Source organism: Microbacterium sp. UBA1097, from assembly GCF_002313585.1.
Taxonomy (GTDB): Bacteria; Actinomycetota; Actinomycetes; order Actinomycetales; family Microbacteriaceae; genus Microbacterium.
This window is the reverse complement of the sequence record NZ_DCBW01000036.1, coordinates 42,789-67,851: the sequence shown is the minus strand read 5'-3', so window position 1 is coordinate 67,851 and position 25,063 is coordinate 42,789. Positions and strand designations below refer to the sequence as shown.

23 protein-coding genes are annotated in these 25,063 nt (G+C 67.2%); 16 read left to right on the top strand and 7 right to left on the bottom strand.

Translation table 11 applies throughout. The annotated features are described in order from the left end of the window. Positions 1–31: 31 nt before the first annotated feature. Positions 32–1,522: a MinD/ParA family ATP-binding protein gene (locus B4F19_RS08665; RefSeq protein WP_228178573.1), complete on the top strand. Its 1,491-nt coding sequence runs from the start codon at positions 32–34 to the stop codon at positions 1,520–1,522. 7 nt (positions 1,523–1,529) lie between these two features. Next, entirely contained in the window at positions 1,530–2,021 is a 492-nt protein-coding gene (locus B4F19_RS08660) for a peptide deformylase (RefSeq protein WP_228178574.1), read from the top strand. Positions 2,022–2,040: 19 nt separating this feature from the next. Here B4F19_RS08660 and B4F19_RS08655 read toward each other — a convergent pair whose 3' ends face one another. Then, complete coding sequence (locus B4F19_RS08655; protein WP_292734170.1) at positions 2,041–3,867, bottom strand: AMP-dependent synthetase/ligase; 1,827 nt, start codon at positions 3,865–3,867, stop codon at positions 2,041–2,043. A 197-nt stretch (positions 3,868–4,064) separates the two neighbouring features. Here B4F19_RS08655 and B4F19_RS08650 point away from each other — a divergent pair, with 197 nt between their 5' ends. Together B4F19_RS08650 and B4F19_RS08645 are read left to right on the top strand one after the other, a co-directional pair. Then, complete coding sequence (locus B4F19_RS08650) at positions 4,065–4,778, top strand: lysophospholipid acyltransferase family protein (RefSeq protein ID WP_228178678.1); 714 nt, start codon at positions 4,065–4,067, stop codon at positions 4,776–4,778. A gap of 4 nt (positions 4,779–4,782) precedes the next feature. Then, positions 4,783–6,120: a class II 3-deoxy-7-phosphoheptulonate synthase gene (locus B4F19_RS08645; protein WP_292727503.1), complete on the top strand. Its 1,338-nt coding sequence runs from the start codon at positions 4,783–4,785 to the stop codon at positions 6,118–6,120. 12 nt (positions 6,121–6,132) lie between these two features. Here the strand turns inward: B4F19_RS08645 and pknB are convergent, their stop codons facing one another. After that, positions 6,133–8,100, bottom strand: coding sequence for a Stk1 family PASTA domain-containing Ser/Thr kinase (gene pknB / locus B4F19_RS08640; RefSeq protein WP_292734167.1), 1,968 nt, complete (start codon positions 8,098–8,100; stop codon positions 6,133–6,135). Positions 8,101–8,216: 116 nt separating this feature from the next. On the opposite strand from pknB, the gene B4F19_RS08635 reads away from it, so the two are divergent. Next, entirely contained in the window at positions 8,217–8,573 is a 357-nt protein-coding gene (locus B4F19_RS08635; RefSeq protein WP_228178578.1) for an Rv2175c family DNA-binding protein, read from the top strand. A gap of 40 nt (positions 8,574–8,613) precedes the next feature. Here the strand turns inward: B4F19_RS08635 and B4F19_RS08630 are convergent, their stop codons facing one another. Beyond that, a complete protein-coding gene (locus B4F19_RS08630) occupies positions 8,614–9,708 on the bottom strand; it encodes a polyprenyl synthetase family protein (RefSeq protein ID WP_228178579.1) in 1,095 nt (364 codons plus the stop codon). Between the two features lie 66 nt (positions 9,709–9,774). Between B4F19_RS08630 and B4F19_RS08625 the strand changes: the two genes are divergently transcribed. From B4F19_RS08625 to B4F19_RS08580, 10 genes are all read left to right on the top strand, one after another. Further along, positions 9,775–10,140 carry a DUF3040 domain-containing protein gene (locus B4F19_RS08625; protein WP_228178580.1) on the top strand — a complete coding sequence of 122 codons (366 nt, stop codon included), beginning with the start codon at positions 9,775–9,777 and terminating at the stop codon, positions 10,138–10,140. 283 nt (positions 10,141–10,423) lie between these two features. Further along, a complete protein-coding gene (gene mraZ, locus B4F19_RS08620) occupies positions 10,424–10,855 on the top strand; it encodes a division/cell wall cluster transcriptional repressor MraZ (RefSeq protein ID WP_228178581.1) in 432 nt (143 codons plus the stop codon). Positions 10,856–10,954: 99 nt separating this feature from the next. Further along, complete coding sequence (gene rsmH / locus B4F19_RS08615; RefSeq protein ID WP_292734189.1) at positions 10,955–11,908, top strand: 16S rRNA (cytosine(1402)-N(4))-methyltransferase RsmH; 954 nt, start codon at positions 10,955–10,957, stop codon at positions 11,906–11,908. Further along, positions 11,905–12,492: a hypothetical protein gene (locus B4F19_RS08610; RefSeq protein WP_228178582.1), complete on the top strand. Its 588-nt coding sequence runs from the start codon at positions 11,905–11,907 to the stop codon at positions 12,490–12,492. Before rsmH ends, B4F19_RS08610 begins: the two co-directional genes overlap by 4 nt. A gap of 44 nt (positions 12,493–12,536) precedes the next feature. Continuing rightward, positions 12,537–14,273 (top strand): peptidoglycan D,D-transpeptidase FtsI family protein, encoded by a 1,737-nt coding sequence (locus B4F19_RS08605; RefSeq protein WP_228178583.1) that lies wholly within the window; start codon positions 12,537–12,539, stop codon positions 14,271–14,273. Positions 14,274–14,296: 23 nt separating this feature from the next. Next, positions 14,297–15,709 (top strand): UDP-N-acetylmuramoyl-tripeptide--D-alanyl-D-alanine ligase, encoded by a 1,413-nt coding sequence (locus tag B4F19_RS08600; RefSeq protein WP_228178584.1) that lies wholly within the window; start codon positions 14,297–14,299, stop codon positions 15,707–15,709. Beyond that, on the top strand, positions 15,706–16,815 hold the full coding sequence (mraY, locus tag B4F19_RS08595) for a phospho-N-acetylmuramoyl-pentapeptide-transferase (protein ID WP_228178585.1): 1,110 nt from the start codon (positions 15,706–15,708) through the stop codon (positions 16,813–16,815). The genes B4F19_RS08600 and mraY overlap by 4 nt, the downstream gene beginning before the upstream one ends. Continuing rightward, positions 16,812–18,362: a UDP-N-acetylmuramoyl-L-alanine--D-glutamate ligase gene (gene murD, locus B4F19_RS08590; RefSeq protein WP_228178586.1), complete on the top strand. Its 1,551-nt coding sequence runs from the start codon at positions 16,812–16,814 to the stop codon at positions 18,360–18,362. The genes mraY and murD overlap by 4 nt, the downstream gene beginning before the upstream one ends. Then, positions 18,319–19,551, top strand: a complete 1,233-nt coding sequence (gene ftsW, locus B4F19_RS08585) for a putative lipid II flippase FtsW (RefSeq protein ID WP_228178587.1) — start codon at positions 18,319–18,321, stop codon at positions 19,549–19,551. The genes murD and ftsW overlap by 44 nt, the downstream gene beginning before the upstream one ends. Positions 19,552–19,596: 45 nt before the next feature. Continuing rightward, positions 19,597–20,667: a UDP-N-acetylglucosamine--N-acetylmuramyl-(pentapeptide) pyrophosphoryl-undecaprenol N-acetylglucosamine transferase gene (locus tag B4F19_RS08580; protein WP_228178588.1), complete on the top strand. Its 1,071-nt coding sequence runs from the start codon at positions 19,597–19,599 to the stop codon at positions 20,665–20,667. Here B4F19_RS08580 and B4F19_RS08575 read toward each other — a convergent pair. Genes B4F19_RS08575 through B4F19_RS08560 form a run of 4 tightly spaced genes read right to left on the bottom strand, consistent with a single transcriptional unit; the run spans position 20,664 to position 23,517 of the window. Beyond that, entirely contained in the window at positions 20,664–21,068 is a 405-nt protein-coding gene (locus B4F19_RS08575) for a GntR family transcriptional regulator (RefSeq protein ID WP_292727488.1), read from the bottom strand. The genes B4F19_RS08580 and B4F19_RS08575 overlap by 4 nt on opposite strands. Continuing rightward, on the bottom strand, positions 21,065–21,766 hold the full coding sequence (locus B4F19_RS08570; RefSeq protein ID WP_292734160.1) for a hypothetical protein: 702 nt from the start codon (positions 21,764–21,766) through the stop codon (positions 21,065–21,067). The genes B4F19_RS08575 and B4F19_RS08570 overlap by 4 nt, the downstream gene beginning before the upstream one ends. Before the next feature lie 51 nt (positions 21,767–21,817). Beyond that, complete coding sequence (locus tag B4F19_RS08565; protein WP_292734157.1) at positions 21,818–23,152, bottom strand: hypothetical protein; 1,335 nt, start codon at positions 23,150–23,152, stop codon at positions 21,818–21,820. Beyond that, positions 23,149–23,517 (bottom strand): PadR family transcriptional regulator, encoded by a 369-nt coding sequence (locus tag B4F19_RS08560; RefSeq protein WP_292734154.1) that lies wholly within the window; start codon positions 23,515–23,517, stop codon positions 23,149–23,151. Before B4F19_RS08560 ends, B4F19_RS08565 begins: the two co-directional genes overlap by 4 nt. 104 nt (positions 23,518–23,621) lie before the next feature. Between B4F19_RS08560 and murC the strand changes: the two genes are divergently transcribed. Continuing rightward, entirely contained in the window at positions 23,622–25,028 is a 1,407-nt protein-coding gene (gene murC / locus B4F19_RS08555; protein ID WP_292734151.1) for a UDP-N-acetylmuramate--L-alanine ligase, read from the top strand. Positions 25,029–25,063: the final 35 nt, after the last annotated feature.

Genomic DNA, 25,063 nt, shown 5'->3' with positions numbered 1-25,063 from the left:
CATCGCGCCACAACGACGGCAGGGAGAGCACGTGGCAGATCGATCGGACCCGGAACGAGCGGAGACCGAAGAGCACGGCATCCTCGACGAGGAGCGCGTGGACACCTCTGGGATCTTCCTCGGCGGGTCGACGGCGCAGGTCGACGTGACCCTTCCGGTGCCCGCCGATGACGACGACTCGATCGACGAGGACTTCGACGAAACTTCCGGTCCGGCGCACATCGCGGCCGACTACGGCATGCCCCTGCACACCGACACGGCAGAAGCCGAGATCATCGATGACGTCGACGAGACCCCGGTGGACGCAGAGCACGCGACCCACGTCTACGACACGCACGCAAACGACACGCACGCATACGACACGCATGCAAACGACACCGACACCCACGACGCTGACATCGAGGATGCCGTGGAAGAGGCCCGGGAGGATGCCGTGGCAGACCGCGAAGACGAGCCCACAGCGCCCGCCGAGCGCGTCGCTGTTCCCGTGGCGCAGCCGGTCCGTGCCGTCGAGCCCTCACCGGTGGCCTTCGATGTGACGCTCGCCTCGAAGCGACTGGGTGAGCTCGAGGTCAGCCGGGAGGGTGCCGACGTGCTCACCGCCGACCGCCTGCTCGATCCGCATCACGTCGCGAAGGTGGAGCCCGAGGGTTTCTGGCAAAGTGCGCTGTACCGGGCATCCGGCACTCTGATCAACCTCGGCGACAGCAAGAAGGCGCGTGAGCGCAAGGAGCTGAGCCGGCGCATTGCGGCGCCGCTTCCCGGGGGAGCACGCTTCGTGCCGGTTCTCAGCCGCAAGGGCGGTGTCGGCAAGACCACCGTCACGACGCTGCTCGGGATGGCGCTGGCCGACGCCCGCGATGACCGCGTCGTCGCTGTCGACGCGAACCCCGACCGTGGCACGCTCGCCGAGCGGATCGCCCGCACCAGCGGCAAGACGATCCGCGATCTCGTGCGGATCAAAGACGAGGTCGTCGGCTACAACGACCTCTCGACGATCGTCGCCCGCGACGAGACGCGACTTGATGTGCTCGCCTCGGATGCCGACCCGCGTGTCTCCGAGGCCTTCGGCGATGATGACTACCGCGCCGCTGCCGAGGTCGCGGCGCACTACTACTCGGTGGTCCTCACCGACACGGGAACCGGCATCGTGCACTCCGTGATGTCGGCAACCCTGGAACGTGCCGACTCACTGGTCGTGGTCGCAGGCCTCAGCATCGACGAAGCACGCCTGGCATCCGAGACCTTGACGTGGCTCGAGACCAACGGATACGGCGATCGGGTTCGAAACGCCGTCGTCGTTCTCAACACGACGCGTCCTGGCTCACCGTTGGTTCGCGCAGACGAGGTCGAGGCTCACTTCCGCACGCGCGTCCGCTCGGTCATTCGGATGCCGTACGACTCCCACATCGCCTCGGGTGCGGCGATCGGCTTCCACGAGATCCACCCCGCGACCCGGGAAGCTGCCCGCCAGCTGGCAGCAGCGGTCGTCGAGTCGCTGCGCGTTCCGGCGACGGTCTGAGGCTCGAATGGCAGTTCGTCCCATCCGTGTGTTCGGTGACCCTGTCCTGAAGTCCCCGAGCGCTCCGATCGAGCAGATCGACGAGGGCACGAAGGCCCTGGTCGCCGACCTGCTCGACACCGTCGCCCTGCCGGGGCGCGCGGGAGTGGCAGCCCCCCAGATCGGGGTCGGCGTTCGCGCGTTCAGCTACAACGTGGACGGCGAGATCGGGTATGTCCTCAACCCCGTGCTCGTCTCGGTGTCGGGGGAGCCCGAGCTCGTGGGTGAAGGATGCCTGTCGGTGCCGGGCCTGTGGCATGACACCCTGCGCTATCCCCACGCTGTTGTGCACGGCATCGATCTCGACGGCAACCCCGTCGTGCTTGAGGGGGAAGGGCTCATGGCGCAGGCGCTTCAGCACGAGACCGATCACCTCGACGGGACTCTTTACCTGGACCGGCTGGACCCCGCGCGTCGCAAGCAAGCGATGCGCGAGGTCCGCGAGTCCGACTGGTTCTGATCCGCTCAGGCGGCGTCGGTTACGACAGCGACAGGTTCGACGTCGAGACCGGTACCGAGTAGAGCTCTTCGATCTGGTCGCTGAAGTCGGCCATGATCACGTTGCGCTTGATGCTCATCTTGGGGGTGAGGTGGCCGCTCGCCTCAGTCCATTCGGTCGGCAGGATCACGAACTTGCGGATCGACTCGGCGCGAGAGACGGACGCGTTGGCCCCGTCGATGGCCTTCTGCACTTCGGCGCGGACTGCGTCGTGGGATGCGGCATCGTCGAGGGACATGTCACCGGGCAGACCGTTGTTGGCCAGCCACGTCGGCAGCATCTCGGGGTCCAGAGTGACCAGGGCCGAGATGAACGGCTTCTGGTCGCCGACGACAACGACCTGTCCGACGATGGGGTTGGCGCGGATCGGGTCTTCGAGCGCGGCGGGTGCGACGTTCTTGCCGCCAGCTGTGACGATGATCTCCTTCTTCCGGCCGGTGATCCGGAGGAACCCGTCCTTGTCGAAGGCGCCGATGTCCCCCGTCTTGAACCACTCGCCATCGAAGGCGGCGGCTGTCGCCTCGGGGTTGCGCCAGTACTCCTTGAAGACGACGATGCCGCGAACCTCGATCTCGCCATCCTCCGCGATGCGTACGCCGACGCCGGGAAGCACAGGGCCGACAGTCCCGATCCGGGACTTGCCCGGGAGGTTGACGGTCGCGGGCGCGGTCGTCTCGGTCAGGCCGTACCCCTCGAGGATGTCGACGCCGAGGCCGTGGAAGAAGTGGCCGAGGCGCTCACCCAGCGGCGCGGATCCCGACACGGCGTACTCGACGCGCCCGCCCATCGCCTCGCGGAGCTTCGAATACACGAGCTTGTCGAACAGGCGGAACTTCACGCCCATCATGAACGGGACCTTGCGTCCCTCCTGCACGTACTTCGAGTGCTCGATCGCGGTGTGCGCGGCCGCGCGGAAGATCTTGCCCTTTCCGCCGGCCTCCGCCTTCTGCTCCGCCGAGTTGTAGACCTTCTCGAACACCCGGGGAACGGCCAGGAGGTAGCTCGGCTTGAAGGATCCGAGCGCGGGGAGAAGCTGCTTGGTGTCGGGCTGGTGCCCGGTCTTCACGCCCGCGTGGACGTTGAGGATCGAGATGAACCGCGCGAACACGTGGGCTGTCGTGATGAACAGGAGCATCGATGCGCCCGGCTTGGCCACGACCTCGTTCAGTGCCTCCGCGGAATTGCGGGAGAGCTCGACGAAGTTGCTGTGCGTCAGGACGCAGCCCTTCGGGCGACCGGTCGACCCCGACGTGTAGATGAGCGTTGCGATGTCGGCGCCCACGGCGAGGGAGCGACGCCGTTCGATCTCGTCATCCGTGACGGCGGCGCCCTTCTCGACGAGCGCGTCGAGGTCGCCCTTGTGCATCGCCCACGTCGAGCGGACGTTCGGGAGCTCGGCGAGCACTTCCTGCACCCGGTCCTCATGATCGGCCGACTCGCAGATGCAGGCCACCGCTCCCGAATCGGAGAGGTTCCACGCGATCTGGGTGGGGGAGCTGGTCTCGTAGATCGGGACCATGACGGCGCCGGCGAAGAAGATCGCGAAGTCGACGAGCGTCCACTCGTAGGTCGTTCGCGCGATGAAACCCACCTTGTCGCCCGGCTCGATGCCGGCTGCGACGAGACCCTTGGCCAGCGCCACCACCTGGTTCAGGAAGTCGGATGCGGTGATGTCTCGCCAGCCGGTGCCCTCGGGCACGGCGAAGAGCGCGAGTTGCGGCGTCTTCTTCACCCGCTCCACGAGCAGATCGGTGATGTTGGCCTGCGGATCGGGGGCCACGACCGCGGGTGTCTCGAACTGGACCACGGCAACTCCTTCGGTACCGGTGAAAAGCGGATCGGTTGACGGCCAATCCTACCGGATGAGACTCGATCCCAGTCGGGATGACACCACGTTCCAGCTCCGATCGTGTTGCCAGCAGTGGAGGGCGAGCGGGCTGAGAGCGATGTCCGTCGTGACTAGACTTCAGAGGCATCTGCGACGGGGAAAGGAGCGTGCGAGCGGTGTTCTACTGGCTCATGAAGTACGTGGTCATCGGCCCCATCGTGAAGGCGATCTTCCGCCCCTGGATCGTGGGACGGCGCAACATCCCCAAGACCGGCGCTGCGATCCTCGCGAGCAACCACCTCTCGTTCGCGGACTCGATCTTCCTTCCCCTCATGATCGACCGCCCCGTGACGTTTCTCGCCAAGAGCGACTACTTCACCGGCAAGGGGATTCGGGGGTGGGCGACGCGCGTGTTCTTCAAGGCCACCGGGCAGCTTCCCATCGACCGTTCCGGCGGCAAGGCCTCCGAGGCATCCCTCAACACCGGGCTCCAGGTCCTGGGTCGCGGCGACCTCTTGGGCATCTACCCGGAGGGCACACGCAGTCCCGACGGGCAGCTCTACCGCGGGCGCACCGGCATCGCCCGGATGGCCCTGGAAGCCCGCGTCCCCGTCGTGCCGTGCGTCATGGTCGACACCGACACCATGATGCCCATCGGGCAGCGGGTCCCCAACGTCGTGCGCGTCGGCGTCGTCATCGGCGAACCCCTCGATTTCTCCCGCTTCCACGGGATGGAGGGGGACCGCTACATCCTCCGCTCCATCACCGACGAGATCATGGTCGCGTTGCAGCGGCTGGGGGAACAGAAGTACGACGACGTGTACGCGTCGACGGTCAAGAACCGGGCCGCCCCGCCGCGCTCTGAGGCAGTTCCCGCCCCGATAGACTGAGCGGATGCTCCTCAAGACCGACCCGCTCGACCACTGGCGCACGCTCCCGATTAAGCAGCAGCCGTCGTGGTATGCGCCGGAGGCCGCCGCCGAGATATCGGCTGAGCTCGCGACACTCCCGCCGCTCGTCTTCGCCGGCGAGGTCGACATCCTTCGCGAGAAGCTCGGGCGCGCCGCCGCCGGGCAGGCGTTCCTGCTGCAGGGCGGAGACTGCGCCGAGACCTTCGCGGGTGCGACTGCCGAGCAGATCCGCAACCGCATCAAGACCGTGCTGCAGATGGCAGTCGTCTTGACCTACGGCGCCTCGATGCCTGTCGTCAAGATGGGACGCATGGCCGGGCAGTTCGCCAAGCCCCGCTCGTCGGACACCGAAACCCGCGGAGACGTCACCCTTCCCGCGTACCGCGGCGACATCGTCAACGGCTACGACTTCACCGAAGCTTCGCGGCGAGCGGACCCGGCACGGATGCTGAAGGCGTACCACACTGCAGCATCGACGCTGAACCTCATCCGTGCGTTCACGCAGGGTGGGTTCGCCGACCTGCGTGAGGTGCACAGCTGGAACAAGGGCTTCGCGCAGAACCCCGCGAACCAGCGCTACGAGCGCCTGGCGACCGAGATCGACCGCGCCATCAAGTTCATGGAAGCCGCGGGCGCCGACTTCGACGAACTGCGACGCGTCGAGTTCTACACCGGGCACGAGGGCCTGCTCATGGACTACGAGCGCCCGATGACCCGGATCGACTCCCGCACCGGAACGCCGTACAACACGTCGAGCCACTTCCTGTGGATCGGGGAGCGCACCCGCGAACTCGACGGTGCGCACGTCGACTACTTCTCGCGCATCCGCAACCCCATTGGGGTCAAGCTCGGCCCGACCACGACTCCCGAGACCGCGCTGGCCCTCATCGACAAGTTGGATCCGGAGCGCGAGCCGGGCCGTCTGACCTTCATCACCCGCATGGGCGCCGGCAAGATCCGCGACGCGCTGCCTCCGCTGCTCGAAGCCATCAAGGACTCGGGCGCGACCCCGCTGTGGGTCACCGACCCTATGCATGGCAACGGCATCACGTCGCAGACGGGCTACAAGACCCGTCGCTTCGACGATGTGGTCGACGAGGTGCGCGGGTTCTTCGAAGCCCACCGGGCCGTCGGTACGCACCCGGGCGGCATCCACGTCGAACTGACTGGAGATGACGTCACCGAGTGCCTCGGTGGATCCGAGATGATCGACGAAGCGGGTCTGGCAACGCGCTACGAGTCGCTGTGCGACCCGCGACTGAACCACATGCAGTCGCTGGAGCTCGCCTTCCTCGTCGCCGAGGAGCTCGAGAAGCGCTGAGCGCCGGGCGGGTCAGTCGTTCCCGCCGCCATTGCCCCCGCCGTTACCGCCACCGATCCCGATATCGGTGATGGTGATGACGGTGCCGGGCACGTGGAAGGTTCCCGCCTTCGGGTCGATCTCATTGACGCGGAACACGTCCCAGAGGCTGCCCTCCGGCAGCGCCGTCTCGGCCTGGAACCCGGCATCCTCGAGCACGGTGACCGCGTCGCGCACCGACAGACCGATGACCGCGGGCACCTCTACCGGCTGAACACCCTTGGACACGACAAGGGTCACCGTGTCACCCGGGCGCCATTGTCCGCCATCCTGGCGCTCGGCGATGCCGATGACCTCACCGGCGGCGACGTCGTTGTCGTACTGCTCGATGTTCTCGCCCGACACACTCAGACCCGCGGATTCGAGCGTTTGGGTAGCGGCTTCCACCGACATACCCCGGACGTCGGGCACGGGACCGAGCGAGACAGTCAGCGTGACGGTATCGCCCTCGAACGCCGTGCACCCGTCCGTGCAGTTCACCGGATCGCTCTGCAGGCGCGGCGTGAGAGAGACCGCGACGACGGTGCCGGCTGGGGCATCGGAGAAGAGCTCGGCGTCGGGTTCCGTGACGATGAGCTGATAACCGGTGAGTGTCGCGCGCGCATCGGCCGCTGACTGCCCTGCCACCGAGGGGATGTCGTGCTGAGCCGGGCCCAGCGACACGAAGATCCGAACCGTCGACTCCTTGTCGACGCGGTCGCCCGCCGGGGGATCGGTACGGATGACGACACCCTGTTCGACCTCGAGACTGTTCTCACCCGCCTGCTCCGGAACGAGGTTCTGGGCCTCGATGGCAGCAGCTGCGCCCTCGTAGTCCAGTCCCGCGACGGCAGGGACGGAGACCTGGGAGCCGGGGCCCGAGCCGAACCACCACCCGACTCCGGCGGCCAGGGCGGCGAGGAGGATCACGACAGTGACGATCCAGGCGGTGCGCGCGCCCTGGCGGTTCGCCGAGCGCCGCAGGCGCGCCGCATTGTCGACCTCGGAATGCACAGCAGTCGCGCCGGTGGTGGCGGGAAGAACCTTCGTCAGCTCGGTTGGATCCTCGCGGTCGATCATCCCGGAGGTCGCCGCCGTGACGACCTGCGGTGAGATGCCGAGGTTTCGCTCGATCTCCCGCAGCCGCTGCAGCATCTCCATCGCGTCAGCGGGTCGATCGTCGGGCTTCTTCTCGGTCGACCACAGCACGAGTTCATCGAGCTGCTCAGGAACGCCGGGGTTCTTGACGCTCGGGCGGGGGACCGAGTCGGTCGCGTGCTGGAACGCGATCTGCATCGGCTGTTCACCGCGATACGGTTGCTCACCGGTCAGCATTTCGTAGAGCATGATCCCGAGGCTGTAGATGTCGCTGCGGGCATCCGCGGTGCCCCGGGTGACCAACTCGGGGGCAAGGTAGGCGATCGTCCCCATCAGCTGTGCGCCGGTCGCCGTGTTCGCGCTGGTTGCCCGGGCCAGCCCGAAGTCCCCGATCTTGATGCGGCCGTCTTCTGCCAGCAGCACGTTCTCGGGCTTGACGTCGCGATGGATGATGCCGGCGCGATGGGCCGCGGCAAGACCTGAGAGTACGGCATCCATGATCGAGATCGTCTGCGGCACCGTCAGTCGCTTCTCTTCGCGAAGTAGTTCGCGCAGCGTGATGCCGGGGAGGTACTCCATCACGAGATACGCGATCTCGCCGTCGCTGCCCTGATCGAAGACGTTCACAACGTGGGGGTCTGCGAGCCGTGCTGCCGCACGGGCTTCCTGGATGAACCGGCTCTGAAAAACAGTGTCATCGCTCAGGTGGCCGTGCATGACCTTCAGCGCTACACGGCGCTCGAGGCGCAGGTCCGTCGCAACGTAGACGGTGGCCATGCCGCCCCGCGCGATCCGGGCGCGCACCCGGTATCGGCCGTCGACGAGACGGCCGATCAACGGATCGGTTTGCGCGCTGGTGCTCACGCACCGAGTCTACGGAGCAGGAGCGGCCCCACCTGGGAGCGGCTCACAGAAGCGGATGAGCAGTATCGCGCGTCGATTGGTCGCAGCGCGGTCGCGACGCTGCCCGTGGTGAGATCATGGCTGTCGTGACCAACCCATCTCCTGCAACCGAAACCGCTTGGCTCACGATGCCCGAACTCGTCGAGGTTCTCGGCGAACCGCTGGGCCGCGTGCGTCGACTTCTGGACGAGTCACAGCTGATCGGCTCCAAGCGCCACGGCGCCTTCGCGGTGCCCGCCGTCTTCATCGTGGACGGTCACCCGTTGCCGTCGTTGCGGGGCACGATCATTGTGCTTCACGACGCCGGGTTCACCGACGACGAAGCGATCGACTGGATGCTCGCGCCCGATGACACGATCGGCGTGGCGCCCATCGAGGCGCTCCGGGCGGGACGTAAGAGCGAGGTCCGGCGGGTGGCCCAGACGCTCGCCTAAGGAAGTAGATGCTCGCCCGGGAGTCAGGCGGGCGGCGCGCTCAGGTTGTGCGCACGGTGGCTGCGCGAGCAAGCTCCCGCAGTTCGCTCACGGATCGGTTGCCGAGCGGCGCGCCCGACAGCGCACGCTCGGCGGTACGGGTGTAGTCGAGGATGAGGTCTTCGACCCGCTCCAGCGCGCCGGTGTCACGGATCGTCTGCTGCATCGCCGCGATCTGGTCGGGTTCGAGAGATGGATCGCCGAGCATCTCGTCGAACAGCCGGCGCGATCCCGTGGGGAGCGCCTCCCGCGCGTACGCGACGAGAACCGTGCGCTTGCCTTCGCGCAGATCGTCGCCCGACGGCTTGCCGGTCGCTTCGGCGTCGCCGAAGACACCCAGCACGTCATCGCGCAACTGGAAGGCCATACCGACCGGGTGCCCGAACGCGACCAGAGCCCCCTGCTGTGCGGCGTCCGCTCCCGCGATCGCCGCGCCGATGACGAGCGGCTGCTGGATGCTGTATCTCGCTGACTTCAGGGATGCGATCCGCAGCGCGCGCTCGGCGTGGCGGTCGTCAGCCTCTGTCACATAGGCCGATTCCTCGGCGACATCGAGGAACTGCCCGATCGTCACCTCGCTGCGCATCAGCGCGAACTCGCGGCGACCGGCAGCGGCGTGTGCCGGAGTGGCCACGGCGAGGCCCTCTTCGAGGAGATCATCGCTCCACGCGACCAGAAGATCGCCGAGGAGGAGGGCCCCCGAACGGCCGAAGCGTGCGGGGTCGCCGACCCAGCCGCGGGCGCGGTGGGCGGCTTCGAGGGCGCGATGAGCGGAGGGACGGCCGCGCCGCGTGTCGGAGTTGTCGACGATGTCGTCGTGCACGAGGGCGGCGGCGTGGAAGACCTCCAGTGCAGCCGCTACCGCGAGCACGTCCTCGGTCGGCGCTACAGCTTCGCTGGAGTGCTCGCGAACAGCGCGCCACCCGGCAAAGCAGAAGCGGGCGCGCAGCCGCTTTCCGCCGCGAACGGACTCGGCGGCGGCGCCGTGGAGGAGGATCGCCTCATCGCCGAAGAGCTCGACCTCGGCCTCCCGTGCTGCCAAGAAGTCCTCGACTCGCTGAGAAACTGCCGCGACCGGATCACTACCTACTGACACGGGCCTAGCCTAGTAATCGACGGCGCGCGTAGAATCGTGCCACCGATCCAGCCCGAGGGGGATCTCATGCCACTCTCCGAACAGGAGCAGCGTCTGCTCGACGAGATGGAGCGCCATCTCATGCGCAATGACGCCGATGTCGTTTCGGCGTCCAGCGGTGGTGGTCTCTCGTATCGCAATGTCGTGTACGGCACGATCCTCGTGCTCGCGGGCATCGGTGCCCTCATCGTCGGTGTCGCAATGCAGCTGATCATCGTGGGTGTTCTCGGGTTCCTCGCGATGATCGCCGGAGTGATCGTCGCCGTTACGCCAGCCAAGCGCACAAGCGCAGAACCCCCGCGCGCTGATCAGCGTCAAGCGACGGCCCGCACGAACGCTAGCTTCATGGACCGTATGAACGAGCGCTGGGACCGCCGCCAGGAAGGTCGTTGACCGATCGAGGCTGAGCCCTCCACTGCGCTCCACCGCTTGACTCCACACCGCTCCACCGCCCTCTGACGGGCCACCGAACGCCGACCTCCGGGTCGGCGTTTCGTCGTTAACCGCCGGGTTCGGCATCCGGTCGACAGCGCCTTCCGGTGTCAGCTTTCGCTTCCTTTGGCGCGCCTGGACGCGCCGGGGGAGCACTATGACGTGAATGTGGTGACAAAGTGGAGGGAAGTGGAGTAAAGTGGCGAGCAACCTGGAGGGGCCGGACGAAGGGGGGTGACGCGGGATGCTGCTGGGGACTCACACTCCGAAGCTGGACGACAAAGGACGCGTCATCTTGCCGTCCAAGTTCCGTGACGATCTCGGCGCCGGCATCGTCGTGACGCGCGGGCAGGAGCGATGCCTCTACGTCTTCTCGGCTGAGGAGTTCGAGCGAGTCCACGACCGCATACGCGAGGCGCCGCTGACCAACAAGCAGGCACGTGACTTTCTGCGCATGTTCCTCTCGGGCGCCAGCGCTGAGACTCCCGACAGCCAGAACCGCATCACCATCCCGCCGCCACTGCGCGCCTACGCCGGGCTCGAGCGCGAGCTCGTCGTCACGGGTGTGGGCGCTCACGCCGAGATCTGGGATGCGCGGGCCTGGAACGACTACCTCGAAGGAAACGAAGCCACCTACTCAGAGATGGAGCAGGAGGTGATCCCTGGCCTGTTCTGACCCTCGGTTGTGATGCCCATCTGCGGGGCCCTGACGCACTTCCCCGGCGCCAGGTCTTCAGCGGGTGGGGATCAGAGCCCAGTGGTCCGGCCCGACATCATGGACCTGCGCGACATCCATACCCCCGTCCTCCTCGAGCGCTGCATCGAGTTGCTGACTCCCGCGCTCGGCGGCGAGAACCCCGTCGTGGTGGATGCGACGCTCGGAATGGGCGGGCACACCGAGGCGCTGCTGGAGCGGTTTCCCGCGCTGACGGTGATCGGGCTCGACCGCGACACCGACGCCCTGCGCATCGCCTCCGAGCGTCTCGCCCGGTTCGGTGACCGCCTGATCCCGGTGCACACCGTCTACGACGGCATCGCCGGGGCGATCGAACGCTCCGGATTCACGCGCGTGGACGGCATCCTGTTCGATCTCGGTGTCTCGTCGCTGCAGCTGGATGTCGCGGACCGCGGTTTCGCCTACGCCCAGGATGCGCCGCTGGACATGCGGATGGACCAGTCCGGGGGAGTGACAGCCGCGACCGTCCTCGCGACGTACGGCGAGGGAGACCTGCGCCGGATCTTCGAGCGATACGGCGAAGAGAAGCTCGCCGGACGGTATGCCCGAGCCATCATCCAGGCGCGAACCGAACAGCCCATCGAGCGGTCTGCTCAGCTCGTCGACATCCTGCAGGCCGCGACTCCCGCTGCCCTCAAGAACGCCGGTCATCCCGCCAAGCGGGTGTTTCAAGCCCTGCGCATCGAGGTGAATGCGGAGCTTGCGGCCCTCGAGACGGCACTTCCCGCCGCGCTTGACGCGTTGACAGTCGGTGGCCGCCTCGTCGTCATGTCTTATCAGTCCCTCGAGGACCGCCTCGTCAAGCGCGTCCTCGCCCAGGCGGTCCGCTCGACAGCCCCCGCGGGCCTACCCGTGGAACTCCCCGAGCACGCCCCGCAGTTCCGTCTCATCGTCAAGGGCGCCGAAATGGCCTCCGACGACGAGAAGCTACGCAATCCCCGTGCCACGCCCGTGCGGCTGCGCGCGGCCGAACGAGTGAAGGATGCCGCATGAGCGCGGATCTGCTGGCAGCCCTTGATGAGTTCGCCCCGAGTGCTCGCCCGGTCGAGACACAAGCCCCGCGGCTGCGTCCGGTGGAGCAGACCGCAGCGCGGCGCCGTCCGCGCCTCGCCTACGGGATCGTCGCGGTCCTCGGAGCCGCGGCGATCGTCGCGGCCCAGATGGTGGTGTCGATCCTCACGACGCAAGACACGTACGCGATCTCGGCCCTCACCTCGCAGCAGCGACAGCTCACCTGGGACCGGCAGATCCTCTACGACGAGGTTGCAGGTCTCAGCTCGCCGCAGTACCTCGCGGCAAACGCGTCGGCCCTCGGTATGGTCATCAGCGAAGCGCCTACCTTCCTCCGTCTCTCGGACGGAGCGCTGGTGGGAGCCTCGCAGGCCGCAGGGTGGCAGTCATCGATCGACGCCGTCGGAAGGGGAGCAGTGGCAAACGCCCTCATCACCCAGACGCCACTGGTCACCGACCCCGCCGCGACCATCGAAGGAACTCCCGTCGAGGTCACGGACGAGACCGGTCAATCGGTTATCCCGCCCGCGCTCACCGACGGCCTGCCGACCCCCACGACACGATGACCGGACGCAGCACACGAAGCCCACGGCGCCGCACCGTCGTCGCCATGTTCGTTGTTCTGGCAGTCATCGGTGCTTTCGTCATCCGTCTTGTCGACATCCAGGTCGTCAATGCCAAGGAGCACATCGAGCAGTCCCTGGAACTGGGGCTGTCGAGCTCGCAGGAGACATACGGAACCCGCGGTGCGATCGTCGACGAGAACGGCGCGACCCTTGCCGGCAGCATCGTGCTCTACGACGCGCAGCTCGATCCGAAACTCGTCGGCCCGATCGACCGTGAGATCGACGGCGAGGACGTCAAGGTTCCGTGGGAGACGATCTCAGCTGAGATCGGCGCCGTCACGGGTCAGAGCGCCGAAGAGATTCAGGCGATCGTCGCTGCCGCCCTCGCGGAGAACCCCGACAGTCGATACGCGATGCTCACGCGGGGCCTCACGACGGCGCAGTACCGGGAACTCGCGGATATGAAGATCCCGTACCTCGCGATGTTCCCGCACCCGGCGCGCACGTACCCCGACGGCGCGGTCGGCGGTAACCTCGTCGGCTTTGTGGGGTCCGATGGCACGGCGCTCGCTGGGCTGGAGTCCTCCCAGAACGGATGCCTCGCCTCGACCGACGGCGAGATTCGGTATCAGCGCGGCGGTGACGGCGTCATCATCCCCGGGACGATGACCGAGATACCCGCCATCGACGGGGGGACGCTGCAACTGACGATCAACCGTGACCTGCAGTGGTATCTGCAGCAACTGATCGCCGAGCAGACGCAGAACACCGGGGCGCTGAACGGCTCGATCTTCGTCGTCGAGGTCAAGACCGGTGCGATCCGTGCGGCAGCCGAGTACCCGACCGTCGACCCCAACGCTCCGACAGTCGTTGACGAGTCCGATCGCGCAAGCCGGATCTTCCGCAACACCTTCGAGCCGGGCTCGACGTTCAAGGCGCTCTCGGCAGCGATGCTCGTCGACTCAGGTACCGCGAACCCCTTCTCGGTGGTCCGCGTGCCCTTCCGCCAGACCTTCGACAACGGTGCGAGCGTTCGTGACGATCTTCCCCACCCGGACTACGACTACACGCTCAACGGTGTGCTCGTGAACTCGTCGAACGTCGGTATCTCCACGTTCGCCGGGATGATGAGCGACCAGGCTCGCTACGACTACCTCACGAGATTCGGGATCGGGCAGGGCACTGACGTCGACTTCCTTGGAGAAGCGAACGGCCTCGTTCGCGACCCCGGCCAGTGGGACAACCAGACGAAGTACAACACCTCCTACGGCCAGGGTTTGACGACCACGGTTCCGGAGCTGGCGAACGCCTACCAGGCGATCGCAAACGGCGGCCTGAAGCTGCCGCTTCGGCTGGTGGAGTCGTGCACTGCTGCTGATGGCACCGTGACCACCCCCGAGAACGGCGAGCCCACGCAGGTGATCAGTCCCGAGGCCGCCCGCCAGGTGACCGACATGCTCGAGAACGTCGCCACGAAGGGGTCGGTCTCTGAGAAGGTCGGCATCGCCGGATACCGGATCGCGCTCAAGACCGGAACCGCTGAGAAGGTCGATCCGGGCGCGGGGACGTACAAGGTCGGTTCGTACTTCACGACGATCGCGGGCTTCGCCCCCGCCGACGATCCCCAGTACGTCGTCGTGGTGACACTCGATGAGCCGACCACGATAAAGTCGTCTAGTGCCAACGCTCCGGCGTTCCGCGAGGCGATGACCCAGGTGCTCAAGACCTACCGAATCATGCCTTCGAACTCCGCCTCACCCGATCTCCCGACATTCGGCTGATCTCGACGGCACGCCTCCTGCGCATGATCAGTCTGACTCTGTCCCGAATCGCCGATGTCCTCGGCGGAACCCTCGTCCTCCGCGGCGCCGACTCCGCTGACACGGTGGTTTCGGGCACCGTCGACACCGACTCTCGACTGATCGGCCCCGGCGACATCTTCGTCGCCAAACCGGGCGAGCACGCTGACGGCCACGACTTCGTTGCCGCCGCGATCGAGCGGGGTGCGGTGCTCGCCATCGTCGAGCGACCGCTGGATGCCGCCATCACCCAGATCGTGGTGCCGGGGGCTGTGCATGCCCTGGCAGACCTCGCCCGCTTCGTTGTGGGCGAGGTGCGGGCACGCGGTGCCCTTCGGATCGTCGGGATCACCGGCTCGAACGGCAAGACGACGACGAAGAACATGATGGCGCGCATCCTCGAGGCCGAGGATGAGACCGTAGCGCCGCAGGCATCCTTCAACAACGAAGTCGGTGCGCCGCTGACGATGCTCCGGATCACCGAACGAACCCGCTATCTCGTCAGCGAGTTCGGCGCCAGTGCACCGGGAGAGATCGCGCGTCTTGCCGGTCTCGTCCACCCCGACATCGGGGTCGTCCTCATGGTCGGGATGGCGCACGCCGGCGGGTTCGGCGGCATCGAGTCGACCTTCGTCGAGAAGTCGCAGCTGATCCACGCCGTCCGGCCCGGGGGCGTGGCAGTGCTGAACGCGGATGACCCGCGCGTGGCAGCGATGGCCGGTATCGCCACCGAACGCGGCGCGACAGTCCGTTGGTTCGGGCGAGGCTCGGCAGCGGATGTGCGGGCCGAGGACGTGGAGGTCACGCCCGAGGGAACGCGATTCCGTGCCGTCATCGACGGCGACGAGTTTCCGGTCGTTCTGCGCGTGCTCGGCGAGCACCACGTCATGAATGCGCTGGCCGCGATTGCTGCGGCGACAAGTCTCGGCATCCGTCCCGAAGCCTGCATCGAGCGGCTCCAGGCGATGGAGTTGGCAGAGCGGTGGCGGATGCAGCCGATGGGCTCGGAGCGCGTGCGCATCATCAACGATGCTTACAACGCGAGTCCGGACTCCATGGCCGCAGCGCTTCGCACTCTCGCGCAGATCACTGCGCCCGATCAGCGCACTGTCGCCGTTCTCGGCGCGATGAGCGAACTCGGCGAGTACGCGGGGGAGGAGCACGACCGCGTCGGTCTTCTCGCGGTGCGGCTGCGCATCCAACGGATCGTCGTCATCGGCTCTGCTGCGCGCCGGCTTTACCTCTCGGCGATCAGCGAGGGGTCGTGGGATGGCGAGGCAGTCTTCTTCGAGACAGCTGACGAAGCGTACGACTACCTGATGTCCGAGCTGCGTGAGGGTGATCGGGTGCTCGTGAAATCGTCCAACTCCGCGGGCCTCCGGCACCTCGGCGACCGTCTGGGAGAATCCTTCTCGTGAGATCCCTCCTGATGGCGTCGGCGATCGCCCTGTCGTTCTCGCTCTTTCTCACACCCGTCTTCCTGCGCTTGTTCCGCCGGTGGGGATGGGGCCAGGTCATCCGTACCCCCGACGCGGGAAACAACCCTCAGCACGAACTCAAGCGCGGTACACCCACGATGGGTGGCGTCATCTTCGTCGGGGGGACGACGATCGCGTACCTGATCGGAACCTACGCCGGCGGCAACCCGCCCACGATCTCGGGTTTCCTCGTGCTCTGGATGATGGTGGGCTTCGCGCTCGTCGGCTTCATCGACGACTACATGAAGCTGCGCAGCCAGCGAAGCCTCGGTCTGTCGGGTTGGCGCAAGATCGTCGGTCAGGTGATCGTCATCGTGCCGTGGGCGCTCGTCGCACTTCAGTTCCCGGATGCCCAGGGCCAGACCCCCGCGACGGCCTACGTTTCGGTCTTCCGCGACATCTCGGTGCTGAACTTCCTGGCGTTGCCGGTTGCGATCGGCATCCTGCTCTACATCGCCTGGATCAGTTTCATCGGCGTCGCCTGGTCCAACAGCACGAACGTCACCGACGGCCTCGACGGCCTGGCCACCGGTGTGGGTGTGTTCACGATCGGAGCGATGAGCCTGACGACGTTCTGGCAGTTCCAGCAGCGCTGCGACGGCGCAGACCTCGTGGCCGCCTACCAGCAGGCCTGCTACCAGACGAGGGACCCGCTCGACCTGACGATCATCGCGGCGACCTTCGCTGCCTCTCTGGTCGGGTTCCTATGGTGGAATGCGCCGAAGGCTCAGGTGTTCATGGGGGACGTCGGGTCGATGGCGATCGGTGGCGTGATCGCCGCGGTCTCGATCCTCTCTCACACCGAGATCCTCACGGTCCTCACCGCCGGGGCGTTCATCATCGGATCGGGTTCGGTCATCCTGCAGCGGATCTATTTCAAGCTCACCCGCGGCAAACGTCTGTTCCTCATGAGCCCCTTCCACCACCATCTCGAGATGCGCGGGTGGTCGGAGACCAACATCGTCATCAGGATGTGGATCATCGCCGCGGGACTGGCAGTCACCGGCGTCGGCTTCTTCTACGTTGAATGGCTCGCGCGCACATGACCGGTGAATCCTCCCGGCTGGATGGACTGACCAGCTGGCACGCCGACTGGCGCGGCCTGCGGGTTGCCGTCTTCGGCCTCTCGGTGACCGGCTTCTCGGTGGCCGACACGCTGGCAGAACTCGGCGCGGAGGTTCTCGTTCTCGCCGAATCCGCCGACCCGGCCTATGAGCGCCTGCTACCCGTCATCGGGGTGCGGTCATCGATGGGGTCGCTCAGCACGCCGCCCGCCGAGCTCGTGGACTTCGCTCCCGAGGTCGTGATCGCCTCGCCCGGCTTCAGCCCGACGCACCCGCTCGTGCGCTGGACGCTCGAAAGCGGCATCCCGCTGTGGGGAGACATCGAGCTCGCGTGGCGCGTGCGCGACAAGGTAGTCCGCCCCGGCGGCGCTCCCGCCGACTGGGTGCTGATCACCGGCACCAACGGAAAGACGACAACCACGGGCCTTGCCGCCACGATGATGGTGGCAGGGGGTCTGCGGGCAGTCCCGTGCGGAAACATCGGCACGCCGATCCTGGATGCCGTCCGTGATCCGTCGGGCTTCGACGTCCTCGTCGTGGAACTGTCCAGCCACCAGCTCTGGTACCTCAGCCTGCAGTCCTCGCCGGAACCGGTTTCGCCGCACGCTGCGGTCTGTCTGAACCTCGCCGACGACCACCTCGAATGGCATGGATCCTTCGAGGCGTATCGCGACGCGAAGGCGCAGGTGTACAACCACACCCGCGTCGCCTGCGTCTACAACAAGGCCGACCTCGCGACGCGCGAGATGGTCGAAGAAGCCGATGTCATCGAGGGAGCGCGAGCGATCGGGTTCGACCTCGGCGTTCCCGGTCCGAGCGACCTCGGCGTGGTCGACGGCATCGTCGTGGACCGCGCGTTCCTTGTCGAGCGGCGCACCAGCGCTCTCGAACTCACGACGATCGACGAGCTTCGAGAGCTCGGCCTCGCGGCCCCACACGTCGTTGCCAACATCCTTGCTGCCAGTGCGCTGGCCCGTTCGCTCGACGTACCGCCCGAGGCCATAGCCACTGCACTGCGCGAGTTCCGGCTGGACCCCCACCGGATGGAGATCGTTGCGACAGTCGCCGGTGTCACGTGGGTGGATGACTCGAAGGCGACCAACCCGCACGCTGCGGCATCCTCGCTTGCCGCCTACCCCGGATCGATCTGGATCGTGGGGGGACTGCTCAAGGGCGTCGACATCACCACGCTCGTCTCGACGCGGGGGCGTCTGGCAAAGGCAGCGATCGTGATCGGTGACCAGCGCGATGCCGTTCGGGCGGCGTTCGAGCGACACGCGCCCGACGTTCCGCTGCACGAGGTCATTGCCGATGAGACTGGGGACGTCATGGCGCAGGTCGTAGACCTGGCGATCGGACTCGTGGCCGAGGGGGATGTCGTCCTCCTCGCACCGGCCGCGGCATCCTTCGACCAGTTCGCCTCCTACGCGGATCGCGGTGAGAAGTTCGCTGCGGCGGTCAGGCAGCGAGTGGGAAGGGGCGAACATGGCGACACCGACGCCGATCCGTCCGCTCCCGCAGGAGCCTGACGAGCCGACGCCCAAGCGCGGGCTTGCTGCCCGCGTCTCTCTCGGATCGCTGTTCCGCCCGGTTGCCGGTGAGTTTCTGCTCATCTCATCCACGGCAGTCCTGCTGACGATCTTCGGTCTCGTGATGGTGCTCTCGGCCACCAGCGCAACGGCGACCGCGGCGGGTCAGGCTCCGTACGATGCGGTCATCAAGCAGGCGGTGTTCGCCGCGATCGGCCTGCCGCTCATGTTCATCGCGAGCCGACTGCCAGTGAGCTTCTGGAAGCGGATCGCGTGGCCCGCGCTGATCGTCACCACCGCCTTCCAGCTCCTCGTGTTCACGCCCCTCGGCGTCGAGGATGGCGGAAACCGAAACTGGATCCTCATCGCTGGCATTCAGGCTCAGCCCTCGGAGTTTCTGAAACTCGCGCTGGCCCTCTGGCTCGGCTTCATCCTCTACCGAAAGCGCACGCTGCTCGGCGACTGGCGGCACGTCTTCATCCCGGTGGTGCCGGTGGCCGCCGCCGTGATCGCGACGGTTCTGGCCGGGCACGATCTCGGAACGGCGATGGTGCTGTTCCTGCTCGCCCTCGGCGCCCTTTTCTTCTCCGGTGTGAAGCTGCGGGTGTTCGTCATCCCGCTGTTGCTGGCGATCGTGGCAGTCGCGGCGCTGGCGGTCACGAGCCCGAACCGCATGGAGCGCATCCTCAGCGTCTTCAACACCGACTGCACCGCCGATTACCTCAGCACCTGCTACCAGCCGCTGCACGGTATCTGGGGACTGGCCGGCGGCGGCATTTTCGGCCTCGGACTTGGGAACTCGAAAGAGAAGTACGAGTGGCTGCCCGCGGCATCCAGCGACTACATCTTCGCCATCGTCGGTGAAGAGCTCGGCCTCATCGGCGCGATCGTCGTGCTCGGGCTGTTCGCGATCTACGCGATCGGCGCTTTCCACATCATCCGCAAGACCGACGACACCTTCGTGCGGATCGTTGCCGGCGCGATCACCGTATGGATCGTCGGTCAGGCGCTCATCAACATCGGCGTCGTGCTGCGGCTGTTCCCGCCGCTCGGTGTCCCCTTACCGTTCATGTCTCAGGGTGGCACGTCGCTGGTGTCGGTGCTCGTTGCGACCGGGGTTCTGCTGGCGTTCGCCCGGACGATTCCGGTGACCGCGAGGCCGGCGCCCCGGTCGGCCGCTCGCCGCTGAGGTCGCCGCCCGCAGCTATTCGGCGGGGCGAGATAGGGTCGGACGGTGACGACCTACTTGCTGGCCGGCGGCGGGACCGCCGGGCATGTGAACCCCCTGTTGGCCGTTGCTGATGGGCTGCGCGCTCGGGGCACGGGTGCCGATGTGCGCGTCCTCGGGACCGCGGAGGGGCTGGAGTCGCGGCTGGTACCGCAGCGGGGCTACGAGCTTCTTGTCGTCGACAAGGTGCCGTTTCCACGGCGACCCGATCGTGCTGCCGCAGCGTTTCCGAGCCGGTTCCGCCGCGCGGTGGCCCAGGTGCGGGCACACATTGCGACACACGAGGTGGATGTCGTCGTCGGGTTCGGTGGCTACGCGTCGGCCCCCGCGTACGTTGCAGCCCGGCGCGCCGGCATTCCGTTCGTCGTCCACGAGGCCAACGCCCGGCCGGGACTTGCCAACCGCCTCGGTGCCCGCCGAGCCGCTGGTGTCGGTGTCGCTTTCGAGGGCACGCCGCTTCCCCGGGCCCGGTTGGTCGGGATGCCCCTGCGCCGCGAGATCGAGGACCTCGATCGTGCGGCGCGTCGCGCCGAGGCTGCTGCTCACTTCGACCTGAGTCCGGAAGCGCCGACCCTGTTGGTCTTCGGCGGGTCGCTGGGAGCGCTGCGGCTGAACACCGCGATCGCAGGCTCGTGGCGCGACGTGCTGGATGCCGGGTGGCAGCTGCTCCACGTCACCGGTGATCGCTCCGATCTCGAGGACCCGGGGGAGCCGGGATACGCCCTCCGTCGCTACGTCGACCGCATGGACCTCGCTTTCGCGGCGTGCGACTTCATCGTCTCGAGGTCGGGGGCTGCCACGGTGAGCGAGATCAGCGCGCTCGGAATCCCCGCCGTCTACGTGCCCTATGCCGTGGGCAACGGGGAGCAGGCGCTGAACGCTGCCTCCGCAGTGGCGCATGGCGCTGCGATCCTGATCCCCGATGCGGATTTCACCCCGGGGACGGTCCGGGACCGCATCCTGCCCCTGCTGACGGATGCCGACGAGCGGGCGGGTATGGCCGAGAAAGCCGCGGAGATCGGCATCCGCACCGGCACCGAGAATCTCATCGCGATGATCGACGAGGCCCTCGCCTAACCGTCGGCGCGCACGGTTGCCACCTCAGGCGGGGAGTTCGTCGGTTCGGTGGTCTTCAGCGCTGCGATCACGGCCGCGATGGCCTGATCGGTGTCGACGCGCAGGCCACGGACCTGCTCGGCGAAGGCTGCGGCAGCTCGCTGAATCTGGCCGAGCGCGGCGTTCTCGTCGACGGACACGAACGTGCCGTAACGGCCGCGCGTTTCAATGAGGCCCGTGGTCTCGAGCTCCCGGTAGGCCCGAGCCACCGTGCCCGGCGCAAGTCCAAGGTCGCCGGCGAGTCGGCGCACTGTCGGCAGCCGAGAGCCTGGCGGCAGCTCACCGCTCGCTATCGCCGCAACGTACTGCGCGCGCAGCTGCTCGAACGGAGGTGTGGGCGAGGCGGGGTCGATGACGATCATGCGCCTTCTCCCCGGGCAAGCTCGACCGACGTGCTCGCGAATCGCCGACTTTGCGGGCGCAACGCGGCCGGATATCGTGACGCGGCCATCTTCCCGAGCCGCAGCGAGTACGTCACCTGCGCTGCGGCGATCAACACCGGAGTCCATGGGCTCATCAGCGTCGACAACTCCGGGGGTGTGGCGGCAATCGGGGTCAGGGTGAGCGTTCCCGCAGCGATTCCCAGCGGTAGTGCTGCGGCCATTGTTGCGGCGCTGCGCAGGGACCACAGCGCGTCCGCGCGGAACAGGTCGTCCCACGCCAGCTGGAGGTCATCGCTGGCGACCTGCGGCTGGGATAGCACGATCCGCTCCATCACGCGCATCACGACGAAAACGATGATCGCGAAGACAAGAAGCCCGGCGCACCACAGCACGGTTTCGGTCGCGATGCGGCTGGGCTGCACCAAACGCCACGCGAGGACAGCGGCCACGCCCACAGACGCAGTTCCGAGGGCTATGGGGGCCAGAACACGCCGCCAGGGCTGACGCAGGTAGTTCTCGCCGGTTCCGAACGGTAGCTTCACGACTCGCTCGTATCGCGCGGCTTGTTGCGCGCTCAGGTCGTGCCGTCGGCTTCTGATCAGGTAGATGATCGGCACCAGGGCGAGCGCGCACAAGATCGCGGCGGTGAACCAGACCATGCCGAACTCGAAAGACATGTCTCTTTTGTATCAATATTGTCGCAATGTGTCGATACAGTTCCATGAGGTTCAAGCCAGCTCGACCTGCATGTGCTGCGGCACCGGTGCGCTCACTCGCAGGCATACCAACACGATCGCGACGATCGGCGTCAGGATGCCGAGAACAGCCGCAAGGATCTGCCCCATGATCGGCAACGCCACCGCGACGATGAGGCTGACCGCCAGGGCGAGGGATCGGTTTCGCCACGAGGCGGCCCACACGAGCCAGACGATCGCGGCAGCCGGAAGAAGCCAGACGACGGCGCCTATCGGGCGAGGGTTGCCAGACGGGAGCATGGTTCCCCATCCGGTCACGACGAGCACAAGCGTGAGCGCACCCAGCGTTGTGGCCCCCCACACTGCTCTTTGCTGCGTCGCGGTCCGCCGCGGCGCGCGGAGGGCGAGCGCGAGGATCACCAGGATGCCGCATCCGGCTGACGCGCGCATGCCGACGAGCATCGCTTCGGTGCCGTCGAGGCTCGTGTACAGAGACCCTGTCACCGCGAAGGTGATCGACAGCAGCGACGTAATGATGGCGGCAACGGCAAGCGCACGCGCAGCGCGTCGCCGTCCGACCCGGCCCGCATGCGAGTCGACAGCAGAGGCTGTCGCACTGCTGCGCTCCCGGTGCCCGGGCCAGACGAGGGCGACGATCACGACCGCCGCGGCAGAGACGAGGAATGTCGTGATCGGTGACATGAGCATGACGGCCGCGAGGGGAAGCGACAGCGCGGCCCCGATGATGCTCGTCCCGACGATCAGGACCCGCATCCCGCGGCGACGCGCGAGCCGGTCGCTGACCGCCACGACCACTGCACATGCGGCTGCTGTCGATCCGAGTGCGATGAAGGCGGGGAACAGGGCCGAGAAGAGGGAGCGAGGGTCGCCGGCGTCCGCCTCATCGAACCCGACGCTCCAGGCCGTGAAGGCGAGCGCGGCGCCCGTTGTCGCGATCATGGAAATGCCGAGCGCGACCAGCGTGCGGATCGGATCGAGATGAAGACGATGCCGGGCACTGGCGAGGGCTACCGTCCACCACAGAGCCGGGACCAGCCCGACCTGAGTCACGAGAATCGTCGTGAACAGCCAGGGGGCAGCGTAGGTGAGCCCGAGCTGGCCAGCTGCCGCAACGAGAGCTGACACGGCCAGCGCGGCAACGCCGGCCACGCGCGCGGTGGTGGCGTCGAGGCGGGTGCCCAGGCCCGCCAGCGCTGCTGCCATTCGTTCACCGCGCGATGGCGCGCTCAGCCCGCCCGCTTCGGCGGCATCCATAGCTGTGCCCACGAATACCGCGGCATTCGCGTCGCGCCACCAGCGCGGGTACCAGCGGACGAGGCGCTCGAAGCGGTCTCGGTCGAGACTCATGCCAGCGCGCTCCGCGGATGAGCGGGGCGCGGTCTCGCACCGCCGCCCGCTGCGGTGCCCAGCGCCCGGCGGGCGGCGGCGACCCGCTGCTCGAGCTCGGCGGTTTCGCTCTCGAGCAGCGCAACGCCCTGGGATGTCAGGCGAAAGTAGCGGCGCGCGCGCCCATCCACGATCTGTTCGCCCGACTCCTCGACAGCGCCGCTCGCGGTCAGGCGATCGAGCGTCGCATAGAGGGTCGCGGTCTTGAGGGACGCCGCGCCGCCGGATGCCTCGAACGCGCTCCGGAGGATGCCGTAGCCGTGCTGCGGTCCGTTCGCGAGCGCCGTCAGAATCCAGAAGGTCGTGTCAGGTCGCGCGGTAGCCATGACCCCGAGCATATTCCCGATCATGGAATATCGATACGGTGAGCCTGCGATAGGCCGCGTGCCGAAGGAGTTCCTCAGCGACGCCGACCTAGGATTGTCGGGTCATGATCAGACCCGACCTCAGCCTCCCGATCCCCGAGACCATCGAGGCAGCGCACTTCATCGGTATCGGCGGCTCGGGGATGTCGGGCCTGGCGGGCATGTTCCTGGATCGCGGCATCCGCGTCTCGGGATCCGACCGCGCCGACAGTGCGGCACTCCAGGCCCTCGCTGCCCGAGGAGCGCGTGTCCACGTCGGGCACGACGCCGCGCATTTGCAGGGTGCCGACACTGTCATCCACACCGGGGCGATCTGGCCCGAAAACCCTGAGTTCGTCACGGCGAAGGAACGGGGACTGCCCGTCATCCATCGCTCTCAAGCGCTCTACTGGCTGATCGGCCGCCGCCCGCTGGTCTCGGTTGCGGGAGCGCACGGCAAGACGACCTCGACGGGGATGATCGTCACGGCGCTGCGTGCGCTCGGTGCCGACCCGAGTTTCGTCAACGGGGGAGTCATTGCCGATCTCGGTGTCTCCGGCGGCACCGGTGCTGACGATCTGTTCGTCATCGAAGCAGACGAGTCCGACGGCACGTTCCTTCTCTACGACACGGCTGTCGCGCTGATCACGAACATCGACCCCGACCACCTGGACCACTGGGGCAGCCGGGAAGCCTTCGATGCCGCGTTCGCGAGCTTTGCGAACAAGGCGCGCGAGGCCGTCGTCCTGTCGTCGGACGACGAGGGCGCGCGTCGGATCCTTCCTCACCTCACCCACCCGCGCGTCATGACCTTCGGAAAGGCGGAAGATGCCGATGTGCGCGTGCACGGCATCCGCACCGACGGGCCTGTGTCGTTCGAGCTCACCCACGCGGGGCAAACGGTCTCGGCCGCGCTGGCGATTCCCGGAGAGCACAACGCGGTCAACGCGGCCGGGGCCGTGGCTGTGCTCCTGACCCTGGGGCATGCCTTTTCCGATGCCGTGAAGGCCGTCGAGTCGTTCGCCGGAACGGTGCGTCGCTTCGAACTCCACGGGATCGTGCGCGGCGTCAGAGTCTACGACGACTACGCACATCATCCGACGGAGGTCGCCGCAGCCCTGGCCGCGGCCCGCACCGTCGTCGGCGATGGACGCATCATCGCGCTGCACCAGCCGCACACCTACTCCCGGACGCAACACATGGCCGCGGAATTCGCCGAGGTGCTCGAGAGCCACGCTGACCACACCGTCGTGCTCGATGTGTACGGCGCGCGCGAGGACCCGATCCCGGGGGTCACCGGCGAACTCGTGTCGAGCAGGTTCACGGATGCCGAACGCGTCCACTTCGAGCCGGACTGGGCGGCCGCAGCTGCCTACACGGCATCGATCGCGCGGGACGGGGACTACATCATCACTCTCGGCTGTGGAAACGTCTACCTCATCATTCCCGACGTGCTCGCCGCGCTCGGCCAGCAGGGCGCACCGGCGGAGTAGCGGTGCGCCGGCCGACTCCGCTCCCGCCCTCCGGG